The sequence below is a fragment of the Fusicatenibacter saccharivorans genome, assembly GCF_015557635.1.
In the GTDB taxonomy this organism is placed as follows: domain Bacteria; phylum Bacillota; class Clostridia; order Lachnospirales; family Lachnospiraceae; genus Fusicatenibacter; species Fusicatenibacter saccharivorans.
On the sequence record NZ_JADNOP010000008.1, the window covers coordinates 43,827 to 67,573 of the forward strand.

Annotated in this window: 22 protein-coding genes and 2 pseudogenes; 21 read left to right on the forward strand and 3 right to left on the reverse strand. The window is 48.4% G+C overall.

The window, feature by feature from the left end:
- The first annotated feature begins 83 nt into the window (after positions 1–83).
- From I2G42_RS08220 to I2G42_RS08260, 9 genes are all read left to right on the forward strand, one after another.
- On the forward strand, positions 84–1,526 hold the full coding sequence (locus I2G42_RS08220) for a sugar transferase (protein ID WP_117509402.1): 1,443 nt from the start codon (positions 84–86) through the stop codon (positions 1,524–1,526).
- A 409-nt stretch (positions 1,527–1,935) separates the two neighbouring features.
- On the forward strand, positions 1,936–3,714 hold the full coding sequence (locus I2G42_RS08225; RefSeq protein WP_195530946.1) for a phosphotransferase: 1,779 nt from the start codon (positions 1,936–1,938) through the stop codon (positions 3,712–3,714).
- Positions 3,702–4,433: an NTP transferase domain-containing protein gene (locus I2G42_RS08230; RefSeq protein WP_055220417.1), complete on the forward strand. Its 732-nt coding sequence runs from the start codon at positions 3,702–3,704 to the stop codon at positions 4,431–4,433. The genes I2G42_RS08225 and I2G42_RS08230 overlap by 13 nt, the downstream gene beginning before the upstream one ends.
- Positions 4,423–5,991, forward strand: a complete 1,569-nt coding sequence (locus I2G42_RS08235) for a BCCT family transporter (protein ID WP_195530947.1) — start codon at positions 4,423–4,425, stop codon at positions 5,989–5,991. Before I2G42_RS08230 ends, I2G42_RS08235 begins: the two co-directional genes overlap by 11 nt.
- On the forward strand, positions 5,963–6,310 hold the full coding sequence (locus I2G42_RS08240; protein WP_055227906.1) for a hypothetical protein: 348 nt from the start codon (positions 5,963–5,965) through the stop codon (positions 6,308–6,310). Before I2G42_RS08235 ends, I2G42_RS08240 begins: the two co-directional genes overlap by 29 nt.
- 128 nt (positions 6,311–6,438) lie before the next feature.
- Positions 6,439–7,875: a lipopolysaccharide biosynthesis protein gene (locus I2G42_RS08245; RefSeq protein WP_173827156.1), complete on the forward strand. Its 1,437-nt coding sequence runs from the start codon at positions 6,439–6,441 to the stop codon at positions 7,873–7,875.
- A 138-nt stretch (positions 7,876–8,013) separates the two neighbouring features.
- Positions 8,014–9,213, forward strand: a complete 1,200-nt coding sequence (locus I2G42_RS08250; RefSeq protein WP_117760621.1) for a PP-loop family protein — start codon at positions 8,014–8,016, stop codon at positions 9,211–9,213.
- On the forward strand, positions 9,213–9,467 hold the full coding sequence (locus I2G42_RS08255; protein WP_022462342.1) for a helix-turn-helix domain-containing protein: 255 nt from the start codon (positions 9,213–9,215) through the stop codon (positions 9,465–9,467). The genes I2G42_RS08250 and I2G42_RS08255 overlap by 1 nt, the downstream gene beginning before the upstream one ends.
- Before the next feature lie 5 nt (positions 9,468–9,472).
- A complete protein-coding gene (locus I2G42_RS08260; RefSeq protein WP_118659305.1) occupies positions 9,473–10,045 on the forward strand; it encodes a VanZ family protein in 573 nt (190 codons plus the stop codon).
- A gap of 233 nt (positions 10,046–10,278) precedes the next feature.
- Here I2G42_RS08260 and I2G42_RS08265 read toward each other — a convergent pair whose 3' ends face one another.
- A complete protein-coding gene (locus I2G42_RS08265) occupies positions 10,279–11,166 on the reverse strand; it encodes a DegV family protein (protein ID WP_117802033.1) in 888 nt (295 codons plus the stop codon).
- Between the two features lie 509 nt (positions 11,167–11,675).
- On the opposite strand from I2G42_RS08265, the gene iscB reads away from it, so the two are divergent.
- The 3 genes from iscB to I2G42_RS08280 are packed head-to-tail and all read left to right on the forward strand — an operon-like array spanning position 11,676 to position 14,225.
- Entirely contained in the window at positions 11,676–12,917 is a 1,242-nt protein-coding gene (gene iscB / locus I2G42_RS08270) for an RNA-guided endonuclease IscB (RefSeq protein ID WP_082424652.1), read from the forward strand.
- Between the two features lie 58 nt (positions 12,918–12,975).
- A complete protein-coding gene (gene udp / locus I2G42_RS08275; RefSeq protein WP_055220432.1) occupies positions 12,976–13,752 on the forward strand; it encodes a uridine phosphorylase in 777 nt (258 codons plus the stop codon).
- Between the two features lie 41 nt (positions 13,753–13,793).
- Complete coding sequence (locus I2G42_RS08280) at positions 13,794–14,225, forward strand: cytidine deaminase (RefSeq protein ID WP_117760908.1); 432 nt, start codon at positions 13,794–13,796, stop codon at positions 14,223–14,225.
- Between the two features lie 86 nt (positions 14,226–14,311).
- Here the strand turns inward: I2G42_RS08280 and I2G42_RS08285 are convergent, their stop codons facing one another.
- Positions 14,312–15,772 (reverse strand): DUF1846 domain-containing protein, encoded by a 1,461-nt coding sequence (locus I2G42_RS08285; RefSeq protein WP_117802108.1) that lies wholly within the window; start codon positions 15,770–15,772, stop codon positions 14,312–14,314.
- A 576-nt stretch (positions 15,773–16,348) separates the two neighbouring features.
- Between I2G42_RS08285 and I2G42_RS08290 the strand changes: the two genes are divergently transcribed.
- From I2G42_RS08290 to I2G42_RS08310, 5 genes and pseudogenes are all read left to right on the forward strand, one after another.
- Positions 16,349–16,960 (forward strand): DedA family protein, encoded by a 612-nt coding sequence (locus I2G42_RS08290; RefSeq protein ID WP_055228008.1) that lies wholly within the window; start codon positions 16,349–16,351, stop codon positions 16,958–16,960.
- A 319-nt stretch (positions 16,961–17,279) separates the two neighbouring features.
- Complete coding sequence (locus I2G42_RS08295; RefSeq protein WP_055227913.1) at positions 17,280–17,699, forward strand: hypothetical protein; 420 nt, start codon at positions 17,280–17,282, stop codon at positions 17,697–17,699.
- A gap of 208 nt (positions 17,700–17,907) precedes the next feature.
- Positions 17,908–18,603 carry a tRNA (N6-threonylcarbamoyladenosine(37)-N6)-methyltransferase TrmO gene (gene tsaA, locus I2G42_RS08300; protein ID WP_055227914.1) on the forward strand — a complete coding sequence of 232 codons (696 nt, stop codon included), beginning with the start codon at positions 17,908–17,910 and terminating at the stop codon, positions 18,601–18,603.
- Positions 18,604–18,717: 114 nt separating this feature from the next.
- Positions 18,718–18,858: pseudogene (locus I2G42_RS08305) on the forward strand (glycoside hydrolase family 2 TIM barrel-domain containing protein); the annotation flags it as partial.
- A gap of 20 nt (positions 18,859–18,878) precedes the next feature.
- On the forward strand, positions 18,879–19,538 hold the full coding sequence (locus tag I2G42_RS08310; RefSeq protein ID WP_055220439.1) for a YkgJ family cysteine cluster protein: 660 nt from the start codon (positions 18,879–18,881) through the stop codon (positions 19,536–19,538).
- A 110-nt stretch (positions 19,539–19,648) separates the two neighbouring features.
- Here the strand turns inward: I2G42_RS08310 and I2G42_RS08315 are convergent, their stop codons facing one another.
- On the reverse strand, positions 19,649–20,047 hold the full coding sequence (locus I2G42_RS08315; protein ID WP_167622837.1) for a LytTR family DNA-binding domain-containing protein: 399 nt from the start codon (positions 20,045–20,047) through the stop codon (positions 19,649–19,651).
- Between the two features lie 410 nt (positions 20,048–20,457).
- Between I2G42_RS08315 and I2G42_RS08320 the strand changes: the two genes are divergently transcribed.
- The 4 genes and pseudogenes from I2G42_RS08320 to I2G42_RS08335 all read left to right on the forward strand — a co-directional run bounded on the left by I2G42_RS08320 (position 20,458) and on the right by I2G42_RS08335 (position 23,739).
- A complete protein-coding gene (locus tag I2G42_RS08320; RefSeq protein ID WP_156327574.1) occupies positions 20,458–20,910 on the forward strand; it encodes a hypothetical protein in 453 nt (150 codons plus the stop codon).
- A gap of 63 nt (positions 20,911–20,973) precedes the next feature.
- Positions 20,974–22,086 (forward strand): annotated as a pseudogene (locus I2G42_RS08325) (UDP-N-acetylglucosamine 4,6-dehydratase family protein); the annotation flags it as partial.
- Positions 22,049–22,837, forward strand: coding sequence for a tyrosine-protein phosphatase (locus I2G42_RS08330; RefSeq protein ID WP_055220446.1), 789 nt, complete (start codon positions 22,049–22,051; stop codon positions 22,835–22,837). The pseudogene I2G42_RS08325 and the gene I2G42_RS08330, both read left to right, overlap by 38 nt.
- A 26-nt stretch (positions 22,838–22,863) precedes the next feature.
- Positions 22,864–23,739, forward strand: a complete 876-nt coding sequence (locus I2G42_RS08335; RefSeq protein ID WP_195530948.1) for an immunoglobulin-like domain-containing protein — start codon at positions 22,864–22,866, stop codon at positions 23,737–23,739.
- Positions 23,740–23,747 lie beyond the last annotated feature (8 nt).

Genomic DNA, 23,747 nt, shown 5'->3' on the forward strand with positions numbered 1-23,747 from the left:
TGGTAATATAAAAGCTAGAAAAACTATGCGAAACAAGAGAATGTTACGAGTACGGCGAAAAAAATACGACAGGGGAGAAAGGTATGTACAAAAAATCATCCACAGGATGGCTGAAGCATCTGGATTTTATGGTTCTTGATATTATCTGTCTTCAGCTGGCTTTCGTCATGGGTTATTTCTTAAGACATCACAGTTTTAAGCCATATGGAAGCCCAATTTACCGAAATGAGGCTATCGTATTCGCTCTGATCCAGCTGATGATCATGTTTTTTGACGATTCCTTCAAAAACGTCATGAAGCGCGGATACCTCGTGGAAATCGGAATGACTGTAAAAAATATGGTATACATCATCGTTCTTGGTGTATTCTACCTGTTCCTGATTCAGGAGGGAGATCAGTTCTCCAGAGCAACCATTATGCTGACCGGTGCTCTGTACGGAATGCTTTCCTATCTGATGCGCATCGGATGGAAGGCTGTGGTAAAGAAACGCAGCAGCGGGGAACACAGCGGCCGTTCGCTTCTGATCATCACGACCGAAAAACAGTCACAGTCCGTTGTAAAGAGCATGCTGGATTTCGATTACATCGGCGTTCGTCCGACTGGCGTTGTTCTCGTAGACCAGGACAGAACCGGACACAAAATCCACGGCGTACCGGTGGTATCGAACCTTGCAGATGCAGCTGAGTATGTCTGCCGTGAGTGGTTCGACGAAGTGCTGATCGTTCTGCCGGAAGGCAGAGAAATCCCGCAGAAAGTATTCGACGCATTCGCCGAGATGGGCATTACGATCCACGTAAAAATTGCGGACGTGAACGAAATGCAGGGAAAAAATCAGACTGTAGAGCGCATGGGCAACTATACCGTGGTCACCACCTGCATCAATATGGCAAGCGCAGGACAGCTTGTGCTGAAACGAATCATGGACATCTGCGGCGGTCTTGCCGGATGTATTCTGACCGGAATCATCTTCCTGTTCGTTGCCCCTGCGATTTATATCAAGTCTCCGGGCCCGATCTTCTTCTCACAGTACCGTGTCGGAAAGAACGGAAGAAAATTCAAAATTTACAAGTTCCGTAGCATGTACATGGATGCGGAAGAGCGGAAAAAAGAACTGATGAAACAGAACCGCGTCAGCGATGGTCTGATGTTCAAAATGGAGAATGACCCGCGTGTCATCGGAAGCGAAAAAGGACCAGGCAAAGGAATCGGAAACTTTATCCGCAAAACCTCGCTGGATGAATTCCCGCAGTTCTTCAATGTGTTAAAAGGCGACATGAGCCTTGTAGGAACCCGTCCGCCGACAGTGGATGAGTGGGAGAAATATGAGCTCCATCACAGAGCAAGACTGGCAATCAAGCCGGGACTGACTGGTATGTGGCAGGTAAGCGGACGAAGCGAGATTACAGATTTTGAAGAGGTTGTAAAACTGGATACGAAGTACATTTCAGAATGGTCCTTTATGCTGGATATTAAGATTTTGTTTAAAACTGTACTGATTGTATTAGGCCAGAAAGGTTCTATGTAAAAAAAATGAAAAATGGAGATATATTGTAGTTTTGGGAGTAGTGTGGTAAAATAAAGGTAAATTTTAAGAAAAATTTATGAATGGAAGCGCAAAGAAGTCCTGATGACGGCGAAAAGGAAAAAGGCTTCCTTTGACAGGTGGTCCAAATAATGTTAATTATTTGGACCTTTTTATGTGAACTTCCTGAAATATTAACTCTCGTTTCGACATGTTCTTGCTTTAAGCCAGTTGTAGCATACTTTAAAAGGAATTTTATGAGAGTTAATTTTATAGGAAGTTCACATATATACTACCACAAAAGTAATTATCTTTCACTGACAACTATCCTAACACACAGGGGATTGAAAAAGTCATAAAGTTATGGTATAATCGAAAACAAAAGTTCATGAAAAATGAAAGAAGGAAGTATATGAACAACTCAAAACAAGATATATTGAACAACCTGATAAAAGAACCCTTCATCAATCAGCGTATCCTTGCCGCACAGACCGGCCATTCGCTTGGAATCGTCAATCGTTCGATTAAGGAGCTGATTTCAGAAGGTTACCTGGATGAAGAGATCCGTCCGACGGAAAAGACACTGCGTGAGGCAAAAGAGAAAGCGCCGAAAAACGCCATTATCCTTGCCGCCGGATTTGGTATGCGGATGGTTCCGATTAATACAGAGACACCGAAAGGACTTCTGGAAATCAAGGGAGAGCGGCTGATAGAGCGCACAATCCGTCAGCTTCATGAAGTCGGCATTACAGAGATTTACGTCGTTGTCGGATTTATGAAAGAGCAGTATGAATATCTGATCGATGAATACGGCGTAGAATTGATCGTCGCTCCGGACTATGTGTCGAAAAACAATCTGCATTCCCTGAAAACGGCGGCAGCCCATTTATCAAACAGCTACATCATTCCCTGTGATATCTGGTGTGAAAAGAATCCATACAGCAGAAACGAATTATATTCCTGGTACATGGTCAGCGATCTGGTGGATGATGACAGTACCGTCCGCGTAAACCGGAAGCAGGAGCTGGTCGTACAGAAAGAACAGGCAGGCGGAAACGCGATGATCGGCATCTGTTATCTGCTGGAAACAGAAGCGGAGATCGTGCGGGAGCGTCTGGAAGAACTGGGAAGAGATTCCCGATACGACGGAGCGTTCTGGGAGGAAACCTTATACCGGAAAGACAGAATGATTGTGACGGCCCGTGTTGTACATGCTGCCGATGCCGTAGAAATCAATACCTATGAGCAGCTGCGTGAGATTGACAGCGATTCCAGCCAGCTGCAGACGGATGCGATTCAGGTAATCTGTGAAGCACTTGGAGCACAGCAGAACGAAGTGACAAACATTACAGTTCTGAAAAAAGGAATGACAAACCGATCATTTTTATTCTCCTGTAAAGATAAAAAATACATTATGCGAATTCCGGGAGAGGGAACCGATCAGTTGATCAACCGCAGGCAGGAAGCCGCTGTATATCAGACGATCGCCGGCCGCAGGATCTGTGATGAGATTGCCTATATTAACCCGGAGAACGGCTATAAAATCACAGAATATCTCGACGGTGCGAGGGTCTGCGATGCAGAAAAGGAAGAAGATCTTCAGAAATGCATGAAGAAACTGCGGGAGTTTCACGGGCAGAAATTAAGAGTAGACCATTCCTTCGACCTGTTCGGACAGATGGAATACTATGAAAGCCTCTGGGAAGGAACTCCGTCAGCATATAAAGATTACGAAAAGACGAAAGCGCATGTGCTTCAGTTAAAGGATTACATCGAAGCAAATGCCGGAGAGTGGGTGCTCACTCACATTGATGCTGTGCCGGACAATTTTCTGTTTGTGGAAGAAAACGGAAAAGAGGAGATCCGCCTGATCGACTGGGAATACGCCGGAATGCAGGATCCGCATGTGGATATCGCAATGTTCTGTATCTATTCTCTCTACAAAAAAGAGCAGGTGGATCATCTGATTGATCTTTATTTTGAAGGAAACTGTGACGACAGAACACGCATAAAAATCTACTGCTACATCGCGGTCTGCGGTCTGCTCTGGAGCAACTGGTGCGAGTATAAACGGAAATTAGGCGTAGAATTCGGAGAGTATTCCCTGCGGCAGTACCGCTATGCAAAAGATTATTACAAAATAGTCCAGCAGGAACTGGGAGAGGAAGGAAAAGAAACATGTACAAAGTAGAGCGTGCCATTATTATGGCGGCAGGCCTTGGAAACCGGATGAAGCCGGTAACGTTAAAAACACCAAAACCGCTGGTCCGGGTAAACGGTGTGCGGATGATTGATACCGTCATCGATGGACTGCACAAAAACGGAATCACAGAAATTTACGTGGTAGTCGGTTACCTCAAGGAACAGTTCCAGACACTGGAAGGGGAGTACCCGGGCCTGAAACTGATCGACAATCCGTGGTACGATACCTGCAATAACATTGCATCGCTGTATGTGGCGCGGGAACATCTGGAAAATGCCATTATTCTCGACGGCGACCAGATCATCTATCACTCGGAAATTCTGTCTCCGGAGTTTGAGCGATCCGGTTACAACAGCGTGTGGACCGATGATGAGACCGACGAGTGGCTGCAGACTGTGGAAAACGGCATTGTGACAGGCTGCAGCAGAACCGGCGGAAAGGGCGGCTGGCAGCTCTACAGCATTTCCCGATGGACAGCAGAAGATGGAAAGCGGTTAAAAGGCCATCTGGAGCAGGAGTTTGAAGTAAAGAAAAACCGTCAGATTTACTGGGACGATGTGGCAATGTTCTGCTACCCGAAAGAGTATCAGCTTGGCATCCGGCCAATGAAGGCAGAGGATATCATAGAAGTAGACAATTTCAGCGAGCTTGTTGCACTCGATGCATCGTATGCGGATTACGCAGAAAGGGAAGAAAATGAACAGTAAGAACCAACAGAAGAAAAAAGAAATCGACTGGATGATCACGCTGGTGCCTCTGGCGCTGATCGTTGCTCTATGTATCGTATTTTTCTTTGCACCGGAGCAGTCGAATCAGGTACTTGGCCAGATTCGATTTCTGTTTGGAGACACCTTTGGAACGTATTACCTGGTCATCGGACTTGGCATTTTCTTTCTGTCTCTGTTTCTGGCAGGCTCCAAATACGGAAATATTGTGCTTGGAAAGCCGGATGAGAAGCCAAAATATTCCTTTTTTGCATGGGGCTGTATGATGTTTACCTGCGGTCTGGCAGCAGATATTCTGTTTTATTCGTTCTCTGAGTGGATTTTGTACGCAACAGATCCTCACATCGCAGAACTTGGCAGCATTCAGGACTGGGCAGGCGTATTTCCACTGTTTCACTGGAGCTTTATCCCGTGGGGATTCTATCTGGTACTGGCTGTTGCGTTTGGCTTTATGCTTCATGTAAGAAAACGAAACCGTCAGAAATACAGCGAGGCGTGCCGTCCGATTCTGGGAAAACAGACAGATGGAATTGGCGGCCGTCTGATTGACCTTCTGGCTGTCTTTGCACTGCTGGCCGGAACTGCTACCACTTTTAGTGTGGCAACTCCTCTGATGGCGGAAATCATCGGCGAGCTGTTCCATATGGAAGTCAGCAGAACTGTGATTAATATTATCATTCTTCTGATCACCTGCTGTGTTTATACCTATTCTCTTCTGCATGGATTCAAAGGAATCAGCATTCTGGCCAAGGTGTGCATTTATCTGTTTTTCGGACTCCTTGCCTTCGTCCTGCTGTTTGGGGGAGAGACGCGGTATATTATTGAAACTGGATTTTCTTCTCTTGGAAAAATGATTCAGAACTTTATCGGTTTATCAACGTATACGGACCCGATGCGTACGACAAACTTCCCACAGAACTGGACCATTTATTACTGGGCATACTGGATGGTATGGTGCGTGGCAGCGCCATTCTTCATTGGAAGTATCTCACGCGGAAGAACGGTGCGCCAGACGATTCTCGGCGGATACGGTTTTGGTGTGGGTTCCACGCTTGTCAGCTTTATTATTCTTGGAAATTATTCGATGGGAAAGCAGATTTCAGGTGCAATTGATTTCATTTCGCAGTATAATGAAAGCGGAGATTTATATCATCTGATCGTGTCGATGATCAAAACCATGCCATGTGCACCGCTGATTATGGTTGTTGTATTAGTTGCGATGGTTGCATTTTATGCAACATCGTTCGACTCGATCGCATTGACGGCATCGTGCTACAGCTACCGGAAACTGGAAGACGGCGAAGAGCCGGCAAAAGGAATCCAGCTGATGTGGTGTATTCTGCTGATCCTGCTTCCGATTGCGCTTCTTTTTGCAGAGAGTTCCATGAACAGTCTGCAGTCCGTCAGTATTGTAGCGGCATTTCCGATTGGCATTGTGATCGTGATGATTGCGGTCAGCTTCTTAAAAGATGCAAAACTGTATTTAGAAGAATTGCAGGGAGGAAAAGCGCATGGAGAGGAGAAAAAAGAGAATCGTTAAACTGACAGCATTTTTGTTTCTGCTTGCGGCATCCATTTTTGTGATGCCGCAAAAGGCGTTTGCGGACGAAAATGAGGATGTTACATTGCCGACGGGCGATATTAAACCCATGGAACCACAGCAGGATGAGTCCGGGATTGATACATACGGGGCCGATGAAGGCGATGAGTTCAGCGGAACGGAGTATGAATTGTATACGGTTCTGGAGAATCGTGTGAAAGAAGCGATGCTGGCTGGAAATGAATGGGTATCCATTAAAGATTTAAAAATAAGAAGGGATACCTATGACATTTGGGAATCGAAACACATAAAGCAGTGAGAATCCCCCATGGTTGAATGGAAGCGTTCAACCATGGGGGATTTTAATGGATGTTCCTCTTGCAGTCCCCCCCATTTTGTGTTAACATAAAACACGCAAATAACCAACAGCAAGGAGTTCTATTTTACATGAACATTACCTCAAAATACCGTTCTCTCTCCGTCCAGGCGAAGGCGGCGCTTTGGTTTACGATCTGCAGTTTCTTACAGAAGGGCATTTCGTTCATCACAGTTCCGATTTTCACGCGTCTGATGAGCACCGAGGAGTACGGAACCTATACGGTTTATCTGTCCTGGCTGCAGATTTTGACGATTATGACATCGCTGTATTTATTTAATGGTGTTTATGACAATGCGATGGCAAAGTACGAGAAGCAGCGGGATGAATATACATCTGCAATGCAGGGACTGACGCTTGTGATTACGGGTGCGGTTTTTGCATTGTATTGTTTTACATCGGGTTTCTGGGAGAAGATTTTAAATCTGCCGAAATCCATGATTTTGCTGATGTTTTTGGAAGCGCTGCTGAGTCCGGCGCTTTCTTACTGGTCGGGGCGGCAGCGGTTTGAGTATCGGTACCGGATTCTGGTCTGTGTGACGATTCTGCAGGCGCTGATGAACCCGATTGCGAGCTTGGTGCTGATCCGCATGAATGGCGGTACGGCCATGATGAGGATCCTGGGTATCGTCGGAGTGCAGATCTGTATCTGCGTGCCGATTATTGTGTTCCAGTTCTGCAAAGGAAAAGAGTTCTTTTCGAAGGAATACTGGGGCTACGCACTGCGGATCGGAATTCCGATTGTGCCGCATTATCTGTCCGGTATTATCCTGAATCAGGGCGACCGCATCATGATCGACAAGATGGTCGGAAAGACGGAGGTTGCGCTGTACGGGCTGGCGTACAGCATTGGTATGCTGGTGCAGCTTTTCATCAGTGGTATGAACAGTGCATTGACACCGTGGATGTACAGCAAGATCAAAAAGGGCGACATCCGTTCAATGCGGAAGGTGCTGCAGCTTCTTAGTGTTGTAGTGGTCGGTATAGCCGTGGCGCTGATGCTGATCAGCCCGGAGCTGGTGCTGATTTTCGGATCACCGAAGTACCGTGAGGCGGTATACGTCATTCCGCCGGTGGCAGCGAGTGTATTTTTTATCTTCATTTATAATATTCTCTCGATGCCGCAGTTTTATTATGAAAAAACACAGTTTCTGATGGCTGCATCCATGGCGGCGGCTGGAGCGAATGTGGTGCTGAACTTTATTTTTATCCGCCTGTTCGGTTACATCGCGGCCGGTTACACGACGCTGGCATGCTATATGCTGTATTCGGTCGGCCATTATATTGTGAGCAAACGGATTCTGGTGAACGAAGGAATCCAGGAAAATCTGATGAGTCCAGGATTTCTTGTGGCGTGCTCCGTTTTTCTGATTGGAGCAAGCATCATCTGCAATCTTATTTTCCCGTACAGAATCCTGCGTTACGCGATTCTGCTCGCAAGTGCAGGGCTGGTCTTCTGGAAGAAAGAACTTCTGCTGAAGACGATGGCGGATATCCGGAAAAAATAAAAAAGTGGGGGAGGATTTGAAACGAATGTTCAGAGACTCCCCGTTTTTGCGCGTTTTTTCTTGACAGTCACAGAAAAAACGATACAATGAAAGAATGAAGAAAAGTAAGGCATTTTAAATTAGAAAAGGAAAAATTACATGAGTACCAGTATTTCAATAAAAGAACTAAAAGAGCTCGATCCGTCAAGCTATCAGATCGTCGATATCCGCGATGCGGTAGAGATCTCCCACGGCGCGATTCCGGGAGCGCTTGTGATGAAGACAGAAGAAATCGAGACAAGTGATGCGATTGACCGGAGCAAAAAGACGATTATCTGCTGCAGCCGCGGCCGGTTCAGTGTCGCAGCGGCGGAAGAATTACAGGAAAAAGGCTGGGACGCTGTGAGCCTGGAGGGCGGTTACATCGCCTGGCTGATGGATGTGATGAGCGCGCCGGAGGAGCAGGACAAGGCGGCAGACGTGGAGAAGAGTCTCCGCAAAAAATTCAAAAAGTCGATCTGGTCCAAATTTACGAAAGCGATCAACACATACGAGCTGGTAAAACCGGGCGATAAAATCGCTGTCTGTATTTCCGGCGGAAAAGATTCGATGTTGATGGCGAAATGCTTTCAGGAGTTAAAGCTTCACAATAAATTTGATTTCGAAGTAAAATTCGTTGTCATGGACCCGGGATACAGCCCGGAGAACCGCAAGGTGATCGAGGATAACGCAAAGAGCCTCCATATTCCGATCACGATTTTCGAGACCGATATTTTCGATTCGGTTTACCATGTCGAAAATTCGCCGTGTTACCTCTGCGCGAGAATGCGCCGCGGCCATCTGTATCATTTTGCACAGCAGCTCGGCTGCAACAAGATTGCACTCGGCCATCATTACGATGATGTCATCGAGACGATCCTCATGGGAATGCTCTACGGTGCGCAGGTGCAGACGATGATGCCGAAGCTTCACAGCATCCACTTCGAGGGCATGGAGCTGATCCGCCCGCTGTATCTGGTGCGCGAGGATGATATCAAGGCGTGGAGAGATTATAACGGTCTGCATTTCATCCAGTGTGCCTGCAAGTTTACCGATACCTGCACGACCTGCAATAACGAGGAGAATCGTTCGAAACGCGTGGAGATCAAGGAACTGATCAAAAACCTGAAAAAGGTGAATCCGTTCGTGGAGAGCAATATTTTCCGCAGTGTCGAAAATGTCAACATTGACACCGTGGTCGGCTACAAGCAGCACGGCATCCGCCACAATTTCCTGGAAGGATACGACGACAATCCGGGGTATGTGCCGGAGGCAGAAAAAGCGGCGGCGGAGACGGAGCAGGAAAAAGAAGGAAAGTAATGCACAGAAAAATAGAAGAAACGCCGGAGCGGGAGAAAATGTTGATCCGGCTGAAAGAGCTCCGTCTGGAACGCGGTTACTCGATGACACAGGCGGCGCGGAAGATTTTCAGTCACCCGGACACCTACAACCGGTATGAAAAAGGCATCCGTGAGATTCCGTTGGACTGTCTGATTACGCTGGCAAAGCTGTATGACTGCAGTCTCGATTATCTCGCGGGTGTTTCCGATCAGCCGCGAAAATATGGAAGGTGATGTAAATGGCAATTCCTCTTTATCTGACAACGATTGAACAGGATATTTTTGATACATTCCGGTATCTGCCGCATGCGGTTGCAGTCGGTGTCGGCTTTGTGACGGTTGCGGCGGCGTGGAAAAATCAGCAGATCCAGAAGAAACGGAAACGGCTGGAGCAGTACCGTGCGCTGCACGGCGGGCAGCTTCTGGCGTGGTTTCTGGTAGCCGTCTATTTTGCCATGCTGATTTCGATTACACTGCTTTCGAGAGAACCGGGTTCGAGAACCGGTGTGGATTTGAAGCTGTTTGAAACCTGGGGAAACCAGTGTCTGCCGGACCGGTATTTTGTGGAAAATATTCTGCTGTTTCTGCCGTTCGGTGCATTACTGCCGGCGGCGGTGCCGTTTCTTCGGAGATGGTGGTACTGTGTGTATGCGGCATTTGCCACGAGCATGATGTTGGAAACTGTGCAGCTTTTAACAGAGCGCGGTTTCTGCCAGTTAGATGATGTTGTGACGAATACGCTTGGAGCAGCCATCGGGTATCTGGTGTTTGCACTGGTGCGGAAATGTTGGAGAGGGAAGATAGAAGAATAGAAGGAAAACAAGAAGGCTCTGCCCAAATGGACAGAGCTTTTTTCTTCCCTGTTTTTATAGCAAGACCCGAAAATAATGCAAAAAATTCAGCACCGCAGAGCGTGAATTACTGCGTCACAGATTTTCGTCGTACCCCGGTACGCCTTCAAATCTGTTCCTTGCAATTCGCGCTCTGCAGCACTGCCTTTTTTGCATTATTTTCGGGTCTTGCTATAGATGGAAGTGCAGGAGAGTTAATCCACCCGTTCTTTCCCCCAGAAAAACAATGCCACGGTTCCCGGCCCTGTGTGGCTGCCGATGGTGGTTCCGATGTTGTTGATCTCGACTTTTCCGTTCAGATTGGGAAAGCGTTCCTCGATAAGATCCGCAACGGCCCGCGCATCGTCGTAGCAGGCGGACTGGGAAATGTAGCATTTGCCGGAGTAGGAGAGGCCGCCCTCGGCGTTTTCTTCCATCTGGTCGACGATTTTTTTGATGACTTTTTTCTTCGTACGGATTTTGAACCGCGGAATCAGCCGTCCTTCGTTGTCCATGTTGAGCAGCGGGCAGATGCCGAGGAGGCCGCCGATTGCGCCGGAGGCTTTGGAGATGCGGCCGCCGCGCACGTAGAAGGTGAGGTCCGTGGAGAAGAACCAGTGATGGACTTTGAGACGGTTTTTCATCGCAAAATCGTAAACCTCTTCCAGCGGTTTTCCTTCATCGCGCAGATCGGCAAGGCGGTCCATCAGAAGACCATAGCCGGAGGAAGCGCCGAGGGAATCCACGATGAGGATTTTCCGTTCCGGGTAGCGCTCTTCAAGGTCGGCTTTGGCGATCATCGCGGAATTCAGTACACCGGAAATGCCGGAGGAGAGGCAGACGTGGAGAATGTCTTTGCCGTCCTGCAGGAATGTTTCAAAATAGGCTTCAAATTCATCGGCATTCACCTGGGATGTTTTCGTGGAAGCGCCGGCGGCCATGGCGGCATAGAACTGATCGAACGGCATGGACTTGCCGAGATCGTCCGCGTACTCGGTGTCATTTAATTTGTAATGGAAACAGATGTAGGAGATTTCCCGTTTGGAGAAATGTTCTTCGGTAAGGTCTGCCGTAGAGCAGCAGCTGATGACATAGGAACTCATAAAATAATCCCTCCTCGTAAAAATGAAAGTAAGAACTCTGGTTTCTGTGCCTATTGTAGCATCCCGAATGGGAAAAGGCAACTGCGGAACGTGATTATATCCGTAATGAAAGGGGCGGTGAAATGGTGTCAAGCCTTGTATTTGCGGTGCGGCCTGTGGTAAAATAGAACTATGAGAATACGAAAATACGAAGGACTAATTGTTAAGTAACTAAAAACATAGAAATATGTATATAAATGTAAATAAGAGTGGACATATGAAATCTCTTATCTATAGCTTAACAATAGGTCTCAAGCCTAAGTGACTGCTACTGTCGAAAGACATGTTGCAGATAGGAACTATGTTAAGTAGTAAGGTAAAGACACACCTTTAGATGTAATCTTCAGTCTGAAGCTCTGTGAGTACAAACCAGGAAACAATGCTAATGTCCTGCATTGATAACAGGGAAACACATATCCTCTACTTGACTTTGGCACGAAGAGCAATTCTCCGAAAGGAAGGTGTCAGAAATGACAAGTTATTCTTTTGTATTAGATGCTAATGGGAAACAATTAGCACCGACAAAAGAACCAAAAGCATGGTTTCTTATCCGTAAGAAACGAGCAGCATTGGTCAGCAAATATCCAATGGTAATACAATTGAAGAAAAAAATTCAAGAAAATGAAATCTGTAAAGATGAGATTCGTTGTGGAATAGATGATGGCGGACTTCATGTAGGGATTGCTCTGGTTCAGAAATGTAAAAGTAAAAATAAAGTTGTTTTCAAAGGAACCATTGAGCAACGCAATGATGTAAAACATCTTATGGAAGTTAGGCGAAACTATAGACGTTACCATCGTTATCACAAAAGATATCGGCAGGCGAGATTCGACAATCGTAAATCTTCTAAAAGAAAAGGACGAATTGCTCCAAGTATTTTACAGAAACGGCAAGCTACCATAAGAGTTATTAATCGGCTTAATAAATGGATAAATATAACAAATTATTGGCTGGAAGATGTTTCTATTGATATCCGGGTATTAACAGATGGGTATAAGTCTTATAGCTGGCAATATCAAAAATCCAACAGACTGGACGAAAATATCCGTAAAGCAACGATTCTAAGAGATGGCGGTAAGTGTATGGAATGCGGAAAATCTAATTGTAGATTAGAGGTTCACCATATTAAGCCAAGAAGACGAAATGGTTCTAATACGTTAGACAATCTGATTACATTATGTGAAAGCTGCCATCAGAAAACCGAAGGCCAGGAAGAATTATATATGGATCGATATTTTTCCCTGTTAAAATCGTCTGACAATAAAAACCTGAATTATGCACAACATGTAATGATTGGTAAGATGTGGCTTAGAAAACAATTGTCAGGTTTGGGAGTATTATATCTGACGAGTGGTGGGGATACAGCCAACAAACGCATTGACTGGAATATTGAGAAATCACACACCAATGATGCTGTCTGCATTACGGACTTGCAGCCTGATACCTGTGATATAAAAGAATGGGCAATAAAACCTATGCGCAGACAAAGCAAAGCTAAAACCGACCATGTTTTAGGAATTCATCATAGGGATTTGGTTGAATATACATTCAAAAATGGTGAAACTCACAGAGGATATGTAACAGCACTATACCCGGACCAAAAAGCGATTAATTTTCAAAGCCAAACAAAACATTGTAAAAAAGTTAATGCGAGAAAGTGCAAATTACTATGGAACTATTCAAAAATCTATTGGTTTGAGAATGCGAGCTAAACACATTTGTCTATGATTAGATGTAATTAACTATATTATTTTAAGGAGGTTTTTGCATATGCAGAATTATTCAGGAGAAGAAGGGCTGCAGTATCATCTGCAGATCCGAAAAGGCGATGTGGGACGGTACGTGATTCTGCCGGGAGATCCCAAACGGTGTAAAAAAATTGCAGCTTACTTTGAGAACCCGGTGCTCGTTGCAGACAGCCGGGAATTTGTGACTTATACGGGTACTTTGGACGGTGTAAAGGTTTCCGTTACATCTACCGGCATTGGCGGTCCGTCGGCTTCCATCGCGATGGAAGAGCTGATCCAGTGCGGCGCCGATACGTTTATCCGCGTCGGAACATGCGGCGGTATGGCACTCGATGTAGAGGGCGGCGATATCGTGGTGGCAACGGGAGCGATCCGTGCGGAGGGAACGTCAAAGGAATACGCACCGATCGAGTTCCCGGCAGTCGCAGACCTTACCGTGACGAATGCGCTGGTGCAGGCGGCAAAGAATCTTGGGAAAAAATGGCATGCGGGCGTGGTACAGTGCAAGGATTCCTTCTACGGCCAGCACGACCCGGAGCAGATGCCGGTCGGCGATGAGCTGCTGAAAAAATGGGATGCATGGATGAAGCTTGGATGCAAAGCGTCAGAGATGGAATCGGCGGCACTTTTTATCGTGGCAAGTGCCCGCGGCGTCCGTGCCGGATCGGATTTTCTTGTGATGGGAAATCAGGAGAGAGTGAAACGCGGCATGGAGAACCACATTACGCACGATACGGAAGGTGCGATTCAGGTAGCCATCGAGGCACTGCGGATTCTGATCCGGGAAGATCAGAAATAAGAAAGAAAAAATAAGGGGATACTGGAAAGGGGATGCTGGATATGAAACAGGAAATCAGTACAGAAATAAAACAGGAGCTGGTAAAACAGGCTCTGGCAGCGCGGAAATTTGCGTATGTGCCGTATTCGAAATTCCGCGTAGGCGCGGCGGTTCTGGCAAAGAATGGAGCGATTTATACCGGATGCAACATTGAAAATGCGGCGTATACACCGACAAACTGCGCGGAGCGCACCGCGGTCTTCAAAGCCGTATCCGAGGGCATAACGGAATTTGACGCGATCGCCGTCTGCGGCGGTCCGGGAGAGGCAGAGCCGGAGGATTTCTGCACACCGTGCGGTGTCTGCCGCCAGGTCCTGCGGGAATTCGTTGATCCGAACGAGTTTCTCGTTCTTCTCTGCAAGGGCGACGGTTCCTGGAAAGAGATGACGCTCGAGGAGCTGCTGCCGATGGGATTCGGAAAAGAAAATTTATAAACAGAAGCCGGAAATAGAAAAAGTCCAGGCAGATACGGAAAGTACCGTATGCCCTGGACTTTTTTGTTTAATATACGAAAAATTATTTACTGAAATTTCGGCTCACAGGTCAGATCGCATCCCAGACGCTGGAACATTTTGCGGTCCACGTCAGAGAGCATAACGCTGGAGTGTACCTGGCAGCCCTTTAACTGCGGCAGGCAGGACAGCGCTTTCTGTGCATCCTCGCTCTGTGCAGCAGTAGCGGACAGCGCGATCAGAACCTCATCGGTATGAAGACGCGGGTTCTTGCTTCCGAGGTACTTGGTTTTCAGGGTCTGGATCGGAGCGATGGATTCCGGTGAGAGAACATGTACGTCATGGTCGATGCCGGAGAGCTCTTTTAATGCATTCAGCAGAAGCGCCGCGCTCGATCCGAGCAGATCGCCGGTCTTTCCGGTGATGACGCGTCCGTCCGGCAGTTCCATGGCAGCGGCCGGTGCGCCGGTCGCCTCGGCACGGACAAGAGCCGGGGAAACGGTGGTACGGTCTGCGGCAACGATGTTTTCCTGTTTCATCAGAAGCTCGATTTTGTAAGCCTCAGTCTCGGAGCGGGAGCCGTCTGCGATACCGTCCACAGCAGTGTAGTAGCGGCGGATGATCTCCTGACGGGAAGCCTCACGGCATGCCTCATCATCAATGATACAGTTTCCGGCCATGTTGACGCCCATGTCAGTCGGGGATTTGTACGGGCTCTCGCCGAAGATCTGCTGGAAGATCGCACGCAGAACCGGGAAAATCTCGACATCACGGTTGTAGTTGACGGTTGTCACGCCGTATGCCTCGAGGTGGAACGGGTCGATCATGTTGACATCGTTCAGATCGGCGGTAGCAGCCTCGTAAGCCAGGTTGACCGGGTGCTTCAGCGGCAGATTCCAGATCGGGAAGGTCTCATATTTTGCATAGCCGGCGTTTACACCGCGTTTGTGCTCATGGTAAAGCTGGGAAAGGCAGGTTGCCATCTTTCCGCTTCCCGGTCCCGGTGCGGTAACGACAACGAGCGGACGGGTTGTCTCGATGTACTCGTTCTTTCCGTATCCCTCATCGCTCACGATCAGCGGCACATTATGTGGGTAGCCCGGAATCGTGTAGTGAATGTAAACCGGGATGCCGAGCTTCTGCAGTCTCTTCTTGAAAGCGTCTGCACTGTGCTGTCCGGAATACTGCGTGATGACAACACTGCCGACATAGAGGCCGCGTCCGCGGAACTCATCAATCAGGCGGAGCACGTCGCTGTCATAGGTGATGCCGAGGTCGCCGCGGATTTTATTTTTTTCAATATCTGCTGCGGAAATCGCCATTACGATCTCAGCCTGGTCGGAGAGCTGCATCAGCATGCGCAGTTTGGCATCCGGTGCAAAGCCCGGAAGAACGCGGGATGCGTGGAAATCATCGAACAGCTTTCCGCCGAATTCCAGATACAGCTTGTTGTCAAACTGGTTGATGCGGTCGCGGATATGCTCAGACTGCATTTTCAGGTACTTCTCATTGTCAAATCCAATCTTCATGGTATTTTTCTCCCTTTTTATCCATGGTGTCTGTTAAAAACAACTGTTTTCATTTTACTATACGGAAAAGTCTCGTGCAAGAAAAAATTATCGTGGGAACTTTAGAAAATTAAGGAAAAAAAGAGCTGAAAATAAAAAAATCTCCTAAAAAGGAGAGAGGCCGGGACTTGTTAGGGCCCCGGCGGTATGAAAAAGAAATCTATCTATTAGAAAGGTTGGCATTGGAGACATGCTTCCAAGGGTGCTTTGCTGTCTCCTGGTTAAAATTTATATAAAAACAATAGAGGTTTGTGTTTGTTTCCTTCGTTGTTGATGAGATTAGTATACGGAAAAATTGTGACCAGAATGTGTACATGAGATAAAGCTTTTCTGAAGAGAAGATGAAAACAAAACAAAGAAAATCTGACGGAATCGTAAACAGAGGAAAGTTTTGGCGGAAAAAGGGGTCATGCAGAGGGGCAGCGGTGCATAGAATGCAGGGGAAGAAGGAAAAAGCAGCGATTCCGTGACGCGGAGCAGAGACGGGAAAACGCCGCAGGTCTCAAAACGGTGCGGAGCTGCTGGAACGGAGAAAGCTTGCAGAACGTAATCCTGGATATGGTCAACCGCTTTGGATATGTCGGCGTCCTGATTCTGATTGCCGTGGAAAATGTCTTTCCGCCGATCCCCTCCGAGGTGATTCTGACGTTCGGCGGTTTTCTGACGACATGCACCCGTCTGCATCCGGCGGGCGTTGTGCTGTCATCCACGGCAGGATCGCTTCTCGGGGCGCTGGTTCTCTATGGAGCGGGAACGCTTGTCAGCCCGGAGAGCCTTAGTGAACTGCTCGACAGCCGCCCGATGAAGCTTCTCGGATTTCACGCGGAGGATGCCTGGAAAACGATTACATGGTTTCAGAAGAAAGGCCAGCGGGCCGTTCTGTTCGGCCGGTGCATTCCCATCATCCGAAGCCTCATTTCCGTCCCCGCCGGGATGGCACGGATGGAGATGCCGAAATTTCTGCTGTTTACAATCATCGGAAGCACGGTGTGGAACATTCTTCTCGTCGGAACCGGTGCTGCGGTCGGTGTGGCGTGGGAGCAGGCGGCGGGATATGTGAAGATGTATGCAGATATCGTTTTTCTCGTGCTGGCAGCCGGAGCGGTATGCTTTCCGGCGGTGCATTTATATAGGAAGAAACACAAATGAAAAAACGTAAGTTGCATGAAATGAGGGACAAAATGTAAAAAATATACTTGCAATTCGACAGGAAGTGTGCTAATATACACATCAACAAGTAAAAGGGAGTAGCGAAACGCCGCGGGAAACAAAAACGCATCCCGAGTGGGTTTGAAATCGTCAGCCGATGTCGAGAGACGTCCGTATCAAATGAGAACGCAAGACTTTTATTGTGGCAGTCGTCATGATAGGAGTCTTTTTTTATACTCCTGAATACCAAAGACAACATGAACTGCCGGAGCAATCCAAACCGTTGCCAGCGGAACAAAAGTGGCGGAAAGAGGAATGTATGAGCAGCGAGAGAGTGAAAAAAGAATTATACGAAACAGCAATGACCGGAGAAAAGGCACTGACCAGTCTGATGTATGTACAGATGACACTGTACGCAGCCAAAAGCCAGAGAACGTACGCAAAGGTACGCGGCGAGGGCAGAGCGATGATGCGCCACACAGGGATCCACATGAATCAGTATTTAAGGGCTGCAGGGAATGATCTGGAAAGCTTTCGGATCCGCTTAAAGGAAACGCACCTGCCGGATGAACTTCAGCCGAAGGCGGGAGCGTTTCTGGTTCAGACGGTACATACTTTTGATACGACAGAGAAAAATCAGATGTACCGCCAGGAACTGCTGGGACTGGAAGCGAAAGTAAAAGAAATAGCAGAACAGATTGAAGGACTGCTGAAAGGCATGCGGGAACTTGGAGCATAAAAAAGGAGAGAACAGGAATCGGAACAGCAAAACGGTTCCTGTTCTTTTTTTGCGGTCATAGGATAGAAAAACGGATTTGCAAATTATGAGAAATCCGTCCTTTTCTGACACTTTTCCGCCAACCGCCGGCTGGCAGGTGGACTTTTTTCCGGCAAAATGTTAGAATAAACCTATTCAGAGTCTGGTAAGGATAAAGGAGAAAACCGTTTTGGCAGAAGAAATTGCAGTGAAAGTGATTGCCCGGATCCACACGGATTTCCCGGAAAAGTTCGGGATTCCGCGGCAGAGCGGGTTGATTGAAGAATTAAAGAGTACGATCGTCTTTGAACCGGAGTTCCGCGATGCGAATGCGCTGCGCGGCATCGAGGAATATTCCCATCTCTGGCTGATCTGGGAGTTTTCCGAGGCTGTGCGCGACACCTGGTCACCGATGGTGCGGCCGCCGCGGCTTGGCGGAAACAAGCGGGTCGGTGTATTTGCAACGCGCTCTCCGTTCCGGCCCAATCCGATCGGGCTTTCTTCGGTAAAGCTGGAGCGTGTGGAGCAGCATCCGGCACTCGGGCCGGTGCTTCATCTGTCGGGGGCAGATCTGATGGACGGTACGCCGATTCTGGACATCAAACCGTATCTGCCGCATGTGGACAGCCATGCGGAGGCACTTGGCAGCTTTACGGAAAAAACGAAGGAATACTTCATTCCCGTTGAAATTCCGGATGAGCTGCTGAAAAAAATTCCGGCGGACCGCCGGGAGGCACTGAAAAAAGTGCTGGAGCAGGACCCGCGCCCATCGTATCAGAACAGTGAAGAGCGCATTTACGGGCTTTCCTTTGCGGGAATGGAAATCAAATTCCAGGTAAAGGACCAGGTGCTGCATGTCGTGGGGGCAGAGCGCGCCGGAACGTAAACCGGCAGGAAAAGCAGGGGGATATACAAGAAAAATGGAGAAGGAGGAAACAAAAGTATGTTATATCCAAGTATGACATCGTCCCGGTTTGTCAGTGACCTTTCGGGCATCTGGGACTTTGCGACGAGCCAGAGTCTCCTGCGCGTGCAGGGCAACAAGAAGGGAATCTTCACCCGCGACCGCAAGCCGAAACTGGAGGCACATTATTTCCGGGAGAGATGGCATCAGATTCCGGATTTTGAGTATAAAAAATAAAGAACAGACAGGAAGAAAGTATGGAACGGAACGTAGATATAGACAAGATTTCAGATGGAAAACGATATGGAGCGAATGACATGGTAAAAGTGGGCTGCGACGACTGCCGCGGATGCTCCGCCTGCTGCCGCGGGATGGGCGACTCGATTGTGCTCGACCCGATGGATCTTTACCGGCTCGAGAGAAAACTCGGCAAAACGATGGAGGAGATTCTGACGGCGGGATATATTTCACTCCGCGTAGTGGACGGTGTGATTCTGCCGCATCTGAAAATGACGGAGCAGTCAGACCAGTGCAGTTTCTTAAATGATGAGGGCCGGTGCAGCATTCACGATGCGCGGCCGGGCTTCTGCCGGATGTTTCCGCTGGGACGGCTGTATGAGAACGGAACGTTTTCCTATTTTCTTCAGGTCAGCGAATGTCCAAAGGAGAATAAGACAAAAGTCAAAGTCCGCCGCTGGCTCGACACGCCGGAGCTCGGAAAGTATGAAGCGTTTACGAACGAATGGCATTATTATCTGAAAGAAAAACAGAACGAGGCGCGCCGGACAGAGGATGACGCGCTGCGGCAGCAGATCAGCATGGGAATTCTGAAGCTGTTTTATCTGCTTCCGTATGACACAAAGACCGATTTCTATGCGCAGTTTGCGGCTCGGATGGAAGCGGCAGGGAAAAACTGAAAAATAAACAGAAACAGGACAGCAGCCGTTGGTTCGAAAACAGAACCAGCGGCTGCTGTTCTTTGTATCGGTGGAGCAAAGGCTGCAGGACATAGAAAATCAAAATCATATTATAAGCGGCGGGACAGTGTTCTGGCATAAGCGAGGAAGGCTTCGCGGGTTTCACGCTTCCGTCTGCGGCTGCAGAAGACGGTCTGTCCGTTTTTCAGCAGAACCTCGCCGGTTGCCTGCACGAGCGCAACGTGGGAGAAATTGATCAGCAGACCTTTTCCGTTGCGGAAAAAACGGCCGGTTGAGGCAAGACATACCGTCAGGCCGGCAAATGTGCACCGGGTTGAAAAGTCACCCTGAACGGTATGCAGAATCAGCCGGTGCTGACAGGCCTCCACATAGATGAGATCATCCAGCGGAAACCGGATTCGTTCTGAGGCGCCCTGTGTGATGATGACCGGAATTTCGAGAAGAACCGGATCGTTGGAATTCAATGGAAAAAACAACTCTGAGTACAAAATTACCACCTCCTGAATTACTTACCGTTTGCGTCGATGTGCAGCCGTTCACGTCGAAGCGGTTGTCCGGCGCAGGAAAACATGATACTGTAACTATGAAATCATTACAGGAACGATCATATGATTACAAACTGTAGTTTAGCACATCCATAGGATTTCATTCAAGCCGAAAGGCCTCACTTCTGATAAAATCATTCGACGAACAGTGACGCACCGCGACACCAGAACTCGAAAAAGATCAAAAAAGTAAACTCCATGTAGAAAAAACACAGAAAAGAAAGTGAAAATCGAAAGAAAAGGAGGCATAAGCAGATTGACGATGTGAGATAGATTTGGTATAATATTCCAAAAATAAATATTACATATAACATTACTATAAAAAGAAATACAAAGGGCAGATGGAGAAGATTATGAAAAAAGAAATGGAAGAAATCAGAGAAAAGGTGCATACAACAGCAGATGCAGCATTATTCTTATGTTTTCAGGAGCTGAACGGAAGCCATTCCAAAGGTGTGATCCGCCTGCCGCTTCTGCATTACGATGTTCCGTTTGCGGGATACGGGGAAATGCTGCTTCGGATGAACCGGATTTATGATTTGCTCGGTATGCCGGATGCGGGAAGCTGTATGCGAAGCCTGCGGGAAGAAGAAAAAGACGAATGGGAATTTACGGAGGATATGAAAAACCGGCAGGAGACCACGCTTCCGGCCGGAACCGAGCGGATGGTCAGCATTCAGATTCAGTTCCGCCAGCACTGCAGTCTGCAGGGATTTCTGATCTGCGGAAAGCAGAAAGCCGGTTTCCGTTCGGCGCTGGAGCTTTTGTATCTGCTCGAAGACTGTCTGCGGGAGCAGGATGCCTGAAAACGGGAGAAGATGTCGAATAGAATGAGAGCGGGAGCTATGAAGGAAGAAAAAAAGATCAGAAAAAAAATTAAAATTGAGGATTTGCTGCCTAGGGATCCGGTCCGCGTCGATCTCGATGCGATTCTCGATTATGTCCAGGGGAAAGCAGTTCTTGTGACGGGAGGAGGAGGCTCCATCGGCAGCGAGATCTGCCGACAGTTAGCTGGCCACGGTGTCGGTCATCTGATCATTTTTGATATTTATGAAAACAATGCATACCAGATCCAGAAATCGCTGGAATGGGAGTTCCCGAGGCTTCACATGACGGTGCTGATCGGTTCGGTGCGGGATGAACGGCGGCTGCAGTCGATGTTTTCCCGTTACCGGCCGGATATCGTCTTTCACGCAGCGGCGCACAAGCATGTGCCCCTGATGGAGGACAGTCCGAACGAGGCGATCAAAAATAACGTGATCGGAACCTTAAAGACGGCGCGCACGGCAAGCCGGTATCACGTAAAAAAATTTATTCTGATTTCGACAGACAAGGCGGTCAATCCGACGAACATCATGGGAGCGAGCAAACGGCTCTGCGAGATGGTGATCCAGATGATTGGAAAACACAGCACCACGGAGTTTGCGGCGGTGCGCTTTGGAAATGTACTTGGCAGCAACGGCAGCGTCATTCCGCTGTTCCGCCGCCAGATTGAGCACGGCGGGCCGGTGACGGTGACGCATCCGGACATCATCCGTTATTTTATGACGATTCCGGAGGCGGTCAGTCTGGTGCTCGAGGCGGGCGCGTATGCGAAAAACGGCCAGATTTTTGTCCTGAACATGGGAGATCCTGTCCGAATTGCGGACCTTGCGAAAAACATGATCCGCCTTTCCGGGTATGAGCCGGGAGTGGAAATCGAGATCAAGTACATTGGCCTGCGGCCGGGCGAAAAGCTGTATGAGGAGCTGCTGATGAATGAGGAGGGGATGCAGACGACAGAAAACACCCGCATTTTTATCGGCCGGCAGATTGCTTTTGATGAGACGGTATTCCGAAAACAGATGAAAGAACTCGAGCGGGCGGCGGAAAACGAATGTCCGGACATCTGCGAGAGGGTAAAGAGAATGGTGCCGGAATATCAGTACGAAGGAGAAAAGAAGCATGACGGACCTTCATATACATATTCTGCCGGGGGTTGACGACGGTTCCCCGAATCTGTCCACATCCCTTGAGATGGCGGAAATTGCGGCAAAGAGCGGAGTGCGTATCCTTGCTGTGACACCGCATGCAAACCAGACGGGAATCGAGGGCGTGGAGGATGGGTATGTCAATTACGATTCGGAGCAGCTTTTGGAGCTGTTTTACCGTCTGGAACAGGAAATCCGGAAGGAACACATCCCCATCAGTCTGGTGCGCGGCATGGAAATTATGAGCATCGGGCCGCTTAACGAAAAAATCAAAGAGAGAAAGCTGATACCGCTTCATGAAAGCCGCTATTATCTGATCGAGGTGCCGTTTGACATGGCACCGGACGGGATCAGAAGGCGGCTGATGGAATTTCCGGCCATGGGAAAGATCCCGGTGCTGGCACATCCGGAGCGGTATTTCTGCGTGCAGGATTCGCCGGAGCTTCTGTATGAGTTCCGGGAAATGGGCGCAGTTCTGCAGATGAACAAAGGAAGCGTATTTGGAAGATTTGGAAAAGAAGCAGAGCGGACAGCACAGTATCTGCTGGAAAACCGTCTGGCAGGCTGTGCGGCAAGCGATGCCCACCGCGCAAATTACCGGACACCGGACATGAGACCGATCCGGGAATTTCTGTCGGAGTGGTACGGCGAATCGTATGCGGAGCTTCTGCTGAAGGTAAATCCAAGGAGAATTCTGGAGAACCGGCCGGTTCTGTATGAGCCGTCTCCGGAACGAAGGCGGAAAAGACGCTGGTTTGTCTGAAAAACGAAAGGAGACATCAAAAGGATATGCACAAAATGAGAGCGGCTGTTCTGATTTTATTTCTTGCCTCATCGCTCGCGTTTGGCGGGTGCCTGATGCGGCAGCGAACTGGAAAAGACGGGAAAGGGCCAGAGATTTCAATGGATAACAGTGAAATTTCGGTCAGTATCCACGCGGATGAGGCGGAGCTTCTGTCAGGCGTGACGGCGTACGATGCGAAGGACGGCGATGTGACGGATTCGCTTGCGGTAGAACATATTTCCAACTTTATCGAAAAAGGGCGGCGGAAAATCAGCATCGTTGCCTTTGATTCGGACAACAATGTCACCCACGCGGAACGGGAAATGGTCTATAACGACTATACATCGCCGGTCTTTTCCCTGGATGGGCCGCTCCGGTTCAGTGTGAATGCAGATGACCTGACGGAAGGAATTTCCGCAGAGGACTGTCTGGACGGAACGATTACGGACCGCATCCGGCTCTCGTATCAGGATGAGATCAGCAGCACGCCCGGGCTGTATCAGGTAACGTATTCTGCTGCCAACCGTGCCGGTGATGTGACGAGTCTTCCGGTGACGGTGGAACTCTACGACCCGGCGGAGGAGAGCGGAAAGCCGCAGATTACCTTAAGCGAGTATCTGATCCATCTGGAACTGCAGCAGGCGTTCGAACCGAAGGATTATCTGGAGCAGGTGAATGTGGATCAGATGACGTATGAAAAAGGAGAGGACGATGAACTTCACGCGGTTTCCGCGGAAGACAAGATCCTTGGGGAAGAAAAACTTTCCATAGAGAATCCGGTTGACACCGGAAAGGAAGGTGTCTATGAAGTAACGTATACTGTGACATCGGAGGAGGGACAGACAAGCTCCATCCGCCTGATTGTCTGCGTCAATGAATGAGGAGGTTC